This is a genomic window from Pseudomonas sp. WS 5010, from assembly GCF_012985565.1.
In the GTDB taxonomy this organism is placed as follows: Bacteria; Pseudomonadota; Gammaproteobacteria; order Pseudomonadales; family Pseudomonadaceae; genus Aquipseudomonas.
In genome coordinates, this window is record NZ_JAAQWQ010000003.1 from 668,452 (window position 1) to 677,874 (window position 9,423).

A 9,423-nucleotide genomic window follows, 5' to 3' on the forward strand; every position below is an offset into this window, starting at 1 on the left:
TCAGATGACCTTTGCATGATGGCACTGCATCGCCTGAGCCGGCTAAAATGCCATCAAGCGTAACTGTTCGTGACAGCCGCTGGCTGGCACCTTGTACGTTGGCGAGCACCGAACCCATCGGTGCTCCCATAAAAAACAGGATCATTTAATAAATGGCCACATACGAAATCCTGATTGCCGATGACCACCCGCTTTTCCGCAGCGCGCTGCACCAGGCCGTCACACTGGGCCTGGGCCCGGACGTCCGCCTGGTGGAAGTGGGCAGCATCGCTGAGCTGGAAGCCCGCCTGACTGACAAGACCGATTGGGATCTGGTGCTGCTGGACCTGAACATGCCCGGTGCCTACGGGTTTTCCGGCCTGGTGCTGTTGCGCGGGCAATACCCGCAGATTCCGGTGGTGATGGTGTCGGCCCAGGAAGAGGCAGACGTCGTAGTGCGTTCCCGCGAGTTCGGGGCCAGTGGTTTTATCCCCAAGTCCAGCTCCATGGAGCAGATTCAAGCAGCGGTGCGCACGGTGTTGGACGGTGATGTCTCATGGCCGCCGCAGGCATTCGAAGAAATCAACGTGTCCGCCGAAGCCAAGGCCGCTCAGGAAGGGCTCGCCAGCCTCACGCCACAGCAGTTTCGTGTGTTGACCATGGTCTGCGAGGGCTTGCTGAACAAGCAGATCGCCTATGAGCTGAGCGTGTCTGAAGCGACCATCAAGGCACACGTTACCGCGATCTTCCGTAAGCTGGGCGTGCGCACCCGCACCCAGGCGGCGCTGCTGTTGCAACAACTTGAGTCAATTTCCCACTCATAGGCCTGCTCGATTCACGCTTTTTTGACTTGGCGTGCTCTAGCTTCCTTCCATCTTTTTTGCTCAGTTGCCTACCTATGTCGCCTTTCAAGGGTCAAACCGGTATCAAACGTATCTTCAACGCCGGGGGCTATTCCCTCGATGGCCTGCGTGCCGCTTTCACCGGCGAGGCGGCTTTTCGTCAGTTGGTGTTGCTCAACGTTATCCTGATTCCGTTGAGCTTTTTCCTCAGCGTCAGCCGTGTAGAGCGCGCACTGTTGATTGCCGTGTGCTTGCTTGCGTTGATTGTCGAGTTGCTCAACTCGGCGGTGGAAGCGGCCATCGACCGGATCTCCCTGGATCGCCACCCCTTGTCGAAAAACGCCAAGGACATGGGCAGCGCCGCGCAATTCGTCGCGCTGACCATGATTACCGTGGTGTGGGCCGTGATCCTGATCTAGGCGATATTCGGCAGCACGATCTCGTCGCTGCGCTGCACCCCGGCGGTAAAGGCGCGGCACAGTTCGAGGAACTCGCGCATGGCCGAGGTCTGGTACTTCTGTTTATGCCAGATAAAGTAGAACTGCCGGGCCAGGTCCAGGTCCGGGGTCTCGACGGGCACCAGGCTGCCGCGCCGGAACGCATCCCGTAGCGCCAGGCGGGAAATGCAGCCAATCCCCAATCCCGACTCCACGGCGCGCTTGATCGCCTCGGTGTGCTCCAGCTCCAGGCGGATATTCAGTGCGCTGCGATGATGGCGCATGGCCTGATCAAACGTCAGGCGCGTCCCGGAGCCCTGCTCCCGCAGGATCCAGGCTTCATGGGTCAACTGCTCCATGCTCGCCTGGCCACGCAGGGCCAGGGGATGCTGGGGCGCACAGAACACCACCAGTTCATCCTCGACCCAGGTTTGCACCTCAATGTCCGGGTGGCTGCAGTCACCTTCGATTAGACCCAGATCAATTTCGTAATGCGCAACCTGATGCACGATATGCGCAGTGTTCTGTACATGCAGCTTCACCTGGCTCTCGGGATGCTGCTGCATGAAACTGCCGATCAGCAGTGTGGCCAGGTAATTGCCGATGGTCAGGGTCGCGCCGACTGCCAGGGAGCCGAAGCCGGACTTGCCGTTGAGCAGGTCTTCGATTTCCTTGGCCTGGTCCAGCAGCGCCACCGCCTGGGGCAGCAACTGATGTCCCAGGGCGTTGAGGCTCAGGCGTTTACCGGCGCGGTCGAACAATTGGCAGCTGGATTGGCGCTCCAGCTCGGTGATCGAGGTGCTGGCGGCGGATTGAGATAAGGCCAGAAGGCCAGCAGCGCGTGACACACTTTCCTGCTGGGCGACGGCGACGAAGACTTGCAGTTGACGGAGAGTAAATCGCATATCGATATAACCGATAACCCTTATCTTAATAATCCAGTTAACAGATATTGTCGCCGCCATTAGAATACTGTGCAATTGCGCACCTATCATTTTGGCGCAGACCCATTTCCAGGAGTTCCCCGTACATGAGCAACATGAACCACGAGCGTGTCCTCAGTGTTCATCACTGGAACGACACTCTGTTCAGCTTCAAGTGCACCCGCGATCCGGGCCTGCGCTTCGAGAACGGTCAGTTCGTGATGATCGGCCTGCAGCAGCCCAACGGCCGCCCGCTCATGCGTGCTTACTCCATTGCCAGCCCGAACTGGGAAGAGCATCTGGAGTTCTTCAGCATCAAGGTCCCGGATGGCCCGCTGACTTCCCAATTGCAGCATTTGAAGGAAGGCGACGAGATCATCATCAGCAAAAAACCGACGGGCACCCTGGTGCTCGACGATCTGAAGCCGGGCAAACACCTGTATCTGCTCAGCACCGGTACTGGTCTTGCGCCATTCATGAGCGTGATCCAGGACCCGGAAACCTACGAGCGCTTTGAAAAAGTGATCCTGTGCCACGGCGTGCGTTACGTCAACGAAGTCGCTTACCGCGAATTCATCACCGAGCACCTGCCACAGAACGAGTTCTTCGGCGAAGCGCTGCGTGAAAAGTTGATCTACTACCCGACCGTGACCCGCGAGCCGTTCGAAAACGAAGGCCGCCTCACCGACCTGATGCGCAGCGGCAAGCTGTTCAGCGATATCGGCCTGCCGCCGATCAATCCTGAAGACGACCGCGCCATGCTGTGCGGTAGCCCGAGCATGCTCGACGAGACCAGCGAAGTGCTGAACAGCTTCGGCCTGAAGGTTTCGCCACGCATGCGTGAGCCGGGTGACTACCTGATCGAACGTGCGTTCGTCGAGAAATAAACGCGGTCAAAAAATGTGGGAGCTGCCTGGTGTAGGAGCTGGCTTGCCTGCGATGGCATCACTGTGGTGTAACTGATACACCGAGGTGCCTATATCGCAGGCAAGCCAGCTCCTACACCGGGCAGCTCCCATATTTGTTTTTGGCGTTTATTCGGCCGCAACCACTTCAAGCACACAAATCATCCCCGCCTCGGGATAGTGCCAACGCACATCCACATCCCAGAAGCGCACACCATATTCGCGCTCCGGCCCTGGCGTCTGATACGCCGGCCGTGGATCCTGCGCCAGACACTGCTCAATCAGCTCTACCAGCGGCTCGTCCAGGCGCTGGCCGTGGCTGTGAGCCTGGTGCAGGGCGGTCTTGAGCCACTGCACAGGAATCAGCGGTGGTGCGCTGCTGGCGATGCTGTTGGTGGCGGTGTCGATGATGTCGGCATAGGGCACATACGGCTTGATATCCAGGACCGGCGTGCCATCGAGCAGATCGATCCCGGAAATCCACAGCCGGCCCGGCTCTACCTTGTCCAGCTTGACCACTGACTGGCCAATGCCATTGGGGCGATGGGTCGCGCGGGTGGCAAATACGCCCATGGACGTGTTGCCGCCCAGGCGTGGCGGGCGCACTTTCAAGCGCGGCTTGTCTTCCAGGGCCTGATGAAACAGGAACAGCAGCCACACATGGCTGACCTGCTCCAGGCCCTGTACTGCCTCACCCTGGTCGAACGGCGCGACCAACTCCAACACGCCGCGGGCGGCGGGCGCCAGTTGTGGCTGGCGCGGGATGGCGAACTTCTCCTTGAAGCAGGAGCGTACGAAGCCGACGGGCGAGACGTTGTAACTCATGGTTTACGCGCGAACCCGCAGGGTCAGGCCCTTGAGGAAGTTACGCAGCAACTGGTCGCCACACGGGCGATAGTTGGTGTGGCCGAACTTGCGGAACAGAGCGCTCAGTTCCGGCTTGGACACCGGGAACTCGGCTGCCTTGAGGATGGCGTGCATGTCGTCTTCCTTGAGTTCGAAGGCCACGCGCAGTTTCTTGAGGATGATGTTGTTGGTCACCGGGGTTTCGATCGGCTGCGGTGGACGGCTTTCGTCCTTGCCGCGCTTGAAGATCACCAGGCCATCGAGGAAGTGCGCCATGACTTCATCCGGGCAGAACACGAAGCCTTCTTCCTCGTCTTTCTTGAGGTAGGTCAGCAGGTCGTCCTTGGACACTTCCATGCCGCCGATCTTGATGATCTCGACCATCTTGTTGTCGCTGATGTCGAGCATGTAGCGCACGCTGCGCAGTACGTCGTTGTGAATCATGGTGGGCAATCCTGGTATTCGACTGTAGACCTCGCCCGGGCGGGCGAGGTCGAGAGATAGGGTGGCTTAGAACTTTTCTTTGCCGGACATGTAGCGCCACTGGTCGACCGGCACCTTGCCGATGGACACGCCGCCAATGCGGATGCGGCGAATGGCCACAACCTTCAGGCCAATGGCTTCGCAGAACAGGGCAATGATGCCGGGCTGCGGGTTTTTCAGGGCAAAGCGCAGGCGGTTCTCGTTCTGCCAGCTGGCTTTGACTGCAGGCAACTCCTTGCCTTTGTACATCAGGCCGTGGGCGAGGCGGTTCAGGCCGTGCTCGGCCACGTCGCCTGAGACTTCAACCACATACTCCTGCTCGATCTTGGCGGCGTCGGCCGTCAGCTTGCGCAGGATCTTCCAGTCCTGGGTAAACACCAACAGGCCGCTGGCCTTGGCTTGCAGGTCGGCGCTGGCGGTCAGGCGCAGGAAGTGGCCCTTGAGCGGGCGCTTGCTGAAGCGGTGCTCCTCGGACAGGGTCTCGGCGCTGAGGGACTGCATCGCGCTGTCGACGTCCACGCCGGCCGGCGCATGAAACAGGATAGTCACCGGCTCTGGAGCGGTGGCCTTGGCCTCGGGATCAAGTTCGACTTTTTGTGTCGTGACCTTGAACTGCGGTTCATCGATCACTTCGCCATCCACCGAGACCCAGCCGCCTTCGATGAACAGCTCGGCCTCCCGACGGGAGCAACCGACCAGTTCGATAAGGCGTTTGGAGAGGCGTATGGGGTCAGTCATGACAAGGGCCGTAACAAAAGGGGGCAGCTATTGTACCTGCCTGGAGCCGGTTAATCCCGGCCCCATTTCGCCGCAGTTGCTTTTTGTGGGAGGTGTCAGCCACTGCGTGTTTGCTGGGCCTGGCGCAAACGCATATGCAGCAACGGATAAGGCTGCCCCATGCCGTCATGCTCGGTGCGCCCGATCACTTCAAAACCCTGCTTGATATAGAAGCCCAGGGCCTGGGGGTTTTGTTCGTTGACGTCCAGCTCATCGGCATTCATCGAGGTAATGGCATAGTGCAGCAACTGCCGGCCCAGGCCCTGGCCCCGGTAGTGCGGGTCGATGAACAGCATTTCCACCTTGCCCGCCGCAACGCCGGCAAACCCGGTGATCCGTTGGCGCGCGTCCTTGGTGCAGATCAACATCACGGCATCCAGGTAGCGCGTCAGCACCAGGTGCCTGAGGCGTTCGATGTAGCTTTGCGGCAGGAAGTCATGGGTGGCGCGCACCGAGGCCTCCCAGATCCGGGTCAGCTCCGGGTAGTCGCTGGTTTTTGGGGTGTGGATGACCGAGTGCTGGCCCATGCCCGCTGCTCCTTGCTGCTTGTTGGCGTTGATGGGGCAAACGATAGACCTAAAAAAGCCCCACATCTTGTCCAGAAGCAGGGCTTTTTCAATTTTTTACAGCTTAGTCGCGTTTTTGCGCCCAGAGGTCGTACTCGTCGGCGTCGGTGACCGTGCACCAGACCTTGTCGCCTGGCTTGAGGCCGCTGGCGTCATCGATAAATACATTGCCGTCGATTTCCGGTGCGTCGAAGAAGCAACGGCCGACCGCGCCTTGCTCGTCCACTTCGTCGATCAGCACTTCGATTTCCTTGCCGATACGCAGTTGCAGGCGGGCCGAGCTGATGGCCTGTTGATGGGCCATGAAGCGCTCCCAGCGGTCTTGCTTGACGTCATCCGGCACCACGGCCAGGTCCAGCAGGTTGGCCGGGGCACCTTCCACCGGCGAGTACTGGAAGCAGCCGACGCGATCCAGCTGGGCTTCAGTCAGCCAGTCCAGCAGGTACTGGAAGTCTTCTTCGGTTTCGCCGGGGAAGCCGACGATAAAGGTCGAGCGGATGATCAGCTCGGGGCATATCTGGCGCCAGTTCTTGATGCGCGCCAGGGTCTTGTCTTCGAAGGCCGGGCGTTTCATGGCCTTGAGCACTTTGGGGCTGGCGTGCTGGAACGGGATGTCCAGGTACGGCAGGATCTTGCCGGCGGCCATCAACGGGATCAATTCGTCGACGTGCGGGTATGGGTACACGTAGTGCAGGCGCACCCACACACCCAGGCTGCTCAGGGCTTCGCACAGTTCGGTCATGCGGGTTTTCACCGGCGCGCCGTTCCAGAAACCGGTGCGGTACTTCACATCGACGCCGTAGGCGCTGGTGTCCTGGGAGATCACCAGCAGTTCCTTGACGCCAGACTTGACCAGGCGCTGGGCCTCGTCCAGTACATCGCCCACCGGGCGGCTGACCAGCTTGCCGCGCATCGACGGGATGATGCAGAAGCTGCAGCTGTGGTTGCAGCCTTCGGAAATCTTCAGGTACGCATAATGCCGCGGGGTCAGCTTGATGCCCTGGGGTGGCACCAGGTCGATCAGCGGGTTGTGGTCCTGGCGCGGCGGCACTACCTCGTGCACGGCGTTGACCACCTGCTCGTATTGCTGCGGACCGGTCACGGCCAGCACGCTTGGGTGCACATTGCGGATATTGCCTTCTTCCACACCCATGCAGCCGGTGACGATGACCTTGCCGTTTTCCTTGATGGCTTCGCCGATCACTTCCAGGGACTCTGCCTTGGCTGAGTCAATGAAGCCACAGGTGTTGACCACCACCACATCGGCGTCCTGATAAGTGGACACGACGTCGTAGCCTTCCATGCGCAGTTGCGTGAGGATGCGCTCGGAGTCGACGAGCGCCTTCGGGCAACCCAGGGAAACAAAGCCAACCTTGGGGTTGGCTTTTGCGATGGTGGTGGACATGTCTAACCTCGGTATTGAATGACGCCGCCAGTCGGGCACGACAGGGCAGCGGACGGGCACTTGATGTGCCTCTGATCAAAAAGTGCGCAATTCTAGCGACGGGAAACGCACTTGACCAGCTTTATGCAGGGAAATACGACGAGTGCTGCGCTATGCTGCGCGCCGTTGCACCGGGGCTAGGTTGGTAGTCAACAAATAATCTGTTACCAGAAGTACAGCGGCACATGCTGTGTATAGCTTAGCTTTGGGCTTAAGTGTATAGCTGGGCTGTTTATAAAAGACCTCAGGTCAAAAGGGCAGGAGTGGTTGATGGGTCAGGTAAATAGTCAGGCGGCGGGTGCCGGGCATTCCAGCGCAAAGCCAATCGGCATGTTGGTGGCGGCGGTCGGGGTGGTTTATGGCGATATCGGCACCAGCCCGCTCTACACCCTTAAAGAGGTGTTTTCCGGCAGTTATGGGGTGCAGGTCAATCATGATGGGGTGCTGGGGATCCTGGCGCTGATCTTCTGGTCGTTGATCTGGGTGGTGTCCATCAAGTACATGTTGTTCGTGCTGCGCGCCGACAACCAGGGCGAGGGCGGCATCATGGCGCTGACGGCGCTGGCCCGACGGGCGGCGGGCAATCATCCGCGGCTGCGCAGTTTCCTGGTGGTGTGCGGCCTGTGTGGCGCGGCGCTGTTCTATGGCGACAGCATGATCACCCCGGCGATTTCGGTGTTGTCGGCCATCGAGGGCCTGGAACTGGCGTTCGACGGCCTTGAGCATTGGGTCGTGCCCGTGGCGTTGGTGGTGCTGGTGGGGCTGTTCCTGATCCAGAAACATGGCACCGACCGCATCGGCAAGCTGTTCGGGCCGGTGATGGTCACCTGGTTTTTGGTGCTGGGCGGCCTGGGCGTCTATGGCATCGTCCAGCACCCCGAAGTGCTCAACGCGATGAACCCGATGTGGGGTGTGCGTTTCTTCATGGTCCATCCGGGTATCGGCGTAGCAATCCTCGGCGCCGTGGTGCTGGCCTTGACCGGCGCCGAAGCGCTGTATGCCGACATGGGCCACTTCGGCCGCAAACCCATTGCCCGGGCCTGGTTCATCCTGGTGCTGCCGGCGCTGGTGCTCAACTATTTTGGCCAGGGCGCGATGTTGCTCGGTGACCCCGAGGCCGCGCGCAACCCGTTCTACCTGCTGGCGCCAAGCTGGGCCTTGCTGCCGCTGGTGGGCTTGTCCACCCTGGCCACGGTGATTGCTTCCCAGGCAGTAATTTCCGGTGCGTTCTCGTTGACGCGCCAGGCGATCCAGCTCGGCTACATCCCGCGCATGCATATCCAGCACACTTCCAGCGCCGAGCAGGGCCAGATCTATATCGGCGCGGTGAACTGGTCGCTGATGGTCGGCGTGATCCTGCTGGTGCTGGGCTTCGAGTCCTCGGGCGCCCTGGCCTCGGCCTACGGGGTAGCTGTGACCGGGACCATGTTGATGACCACCATCCTGGTTTCCGCCGTGATGCTGCTGTTGTGGAAATGGCCGCCGGTCCTGGCCGTGCCCGTATTGCTGGGCTTTTTGCTGGTGGATGGCCTGTTCTTTGCGGCCAACGTGCCGAAAGTGGTGCAGGGCGGTGCGTTCCCGGTGTTGGCGGGGATAGTGCTGTTTGTGCTGATGACCACCTGGAAGCGCGGCAAGCAATTGCTGGTGGAACGCCTGGATGAGGGCGGGTTGCCGCTGCCGATCTTTATCAGCAGCATCCGCGTCCAGCCGCCTCATCGCGTGCAGGGCACGGCGGTGTTCCTCACCGCCCGCCCGGACGCGGTGCCCCACGCCTTGCTGCATAACCTGCTGCACAACCAGGTGCTGCACGAGCAGGTGGTGCTGTTGACGGTGGTCTACGAGGACATTCCGCGCGTCCCGGCCCAGCGCCGCTTCGAGGTAGACGCCTACGGCGACGGCTTCTTCCGGGTGATTCTGCATTTTGGCTTTACCGATGAGCCGGACGTGCCCGAAGCCCTGAAACTGTGCCACTTGGACGACCTGGACTTCAGTCCTATGCGTACCACCTACTTCCTCAGCCGCGAGACGGTCATCGCCTCCAAGCTCGAAGGCATGGCGCGCTGGCGCGAGGGGTTGTTTGCTTTCATGCTGAAGAACGCCAACGGCAACCTGCGTTTCTTCAAGTTGCCGGTGAACCGGGTGATTGAGTTGGGGACCCAGGTAGAAATGTAACTCCAACAAAAAGCCCCCGTTGCCATGCGGCAGCGGGGGCTTTTTTGTG

The 9,423-nt window shown here is 60.3% G+C and carries 10 protein-coding genes; 4 read left to right on the top strand and 6 right to left on the bottom strand.

What is annotated here, in order from left to right:
- Positions 1–152 precede the first annotated feature (152 nt).
- Both erdR and HBO11_RS11955 read left to right on the top strand, forming a co-directional pair.
- Positions 153–803 carry a response regulator transcription factor ErdR gene (gene erdR / locus HBO11_RS11950; RefSeq protein WP_169954594.1) on the top strand — a complete coding sequence of 217 codons (651 nt, stop codon included), beginning with the start codon at positions 153–155 and terminating at the stop codon, positions 801–803.
- 74 nt (positions 804–877) lie between these two features.
- Positions 878–1,240 (top strand): diacylglycerol kinase, encoded by a 363-nt coding sequence (locus HBO11_RS11955; protein WP_169954595.1) that lies wholly within the window; start codon positions 878–880, stop codon positions 1,238–1,240.
- Here HBO11_RS11955 and HBO11_RS11960 read toward each other — a convergent pair.
- Complete coding sequence (locus HBO11_RS11960) at positions 1,237–2,163, bottom strand: LysR family transcriptional regulator (protein WP_169954596.1); 927 nt, start codon at positions 2,161–2,163, stop codon at positions 1,237–1,239. The genes HBO11_RS11955 and HBO11_RS11960 overlap by 4 nt on opposite strands.
- A gap of 125 nt (positions 2,164–2,288) precedes the next feature.
- Between HBO11_RS11960 and fpr the strand changes: the two genes are divergently transcribed.
- Positions 2,289–3,068, top strand: coding sequence for a ferredoxin-NADP reductase (gene fpr, locus HBO11_RS11965; RefSeq protein ID WP_003172178.1), 780 nt, complete (start codon positions 2,289–2,291; stop codon positions 3,066–3,068).
- 147 nt (positions 3,069–3,215) lie between these two features.
- Here the strand turns inward: fpr and tsaA are convergent, their stop codons facing one another.
- The 5 genes from tsaA to rimO form a co-directional block, all read right to left on the bottom strand.
- Positions 3,216–3,911, bottom strand: coding sequence for a tRNA (N6-threonylcarbamoyladenosine(37)-N6)-methyltransferase TrmO (gene tsaA / locus HBO11_RS11970; protein ID WP_169954597.1), 696 nt, complete (start codon positions 3,909–3,911; stop codon positions 3,216–3,218).
- A 3-nt stretch (positions 3,912–3,914) separates the two neighbouring features.
- Entirely contained in the window at positions 3,915–4,376 is a 462-nt protein-coding gene (locus HBO11_RS11975) for a DUF1456 family protein (protein ID WP_057439364.1), read from the bottom strand.
- A gap of 66 nt (positions 4,377–4,442) precedes the next feature.
- On the bottom strand, positions 4,443–5,153 hold the full coding sequence (locus HBO11_RS11980; protein WP_169954598.1) for an rRNA pseudouridine synthase: 711 nt from the start codon (positions 5,151–5,153) through the stop codon (positions 4,443–4,445).
- 95 nt (positions 5,154–5,248) lie between these two features.
- The gene (locus HBO11_RS11985) at positions 5,249–5,719 is read right to left on the bottom strand and encodes a GNAT family N-acetyltransferase (protein WP_169954599.1); all 471 of its coding nucleotides are present in this window, start codon (positions 5,717–5,719) and stop codon (positions 5,249–5,251) included.
- A gap of 103 nt (positions 5,720–5,822) precedes the next feature.
- Positions 5,823–7,151: a 30S ribosomal protein S12 methylthiotransferase RimO gene (rimO, locus tag HBO11_RS11990; protein WP_169851201.1), complete on the bottom strand. Its 1,329-nt coding sequence runs from the start codon at positions 7,149–7,151 to the stop codon at positions 5,823–5,825.
- Between the two features lie 321 nt (positions 7,152–7,472).
- On the opposite strand from rimO, the gene HBO11_RS11995 reads away from it, so the two are divergent.
- The gene (locus HBO11_RS11995) at positions 7,473–9,374 is read left to right on the top strand and encodes a potassium transporter Kup (protein WP_169954600.1); all 1,902 of its coding nucleotides are present in this window, start codon (positions 7,473–7,475) and stop codon (positions 9,372–9,374) included.
- Positions 9,375–9,423 lie beyond the last annotated feature (49 nt).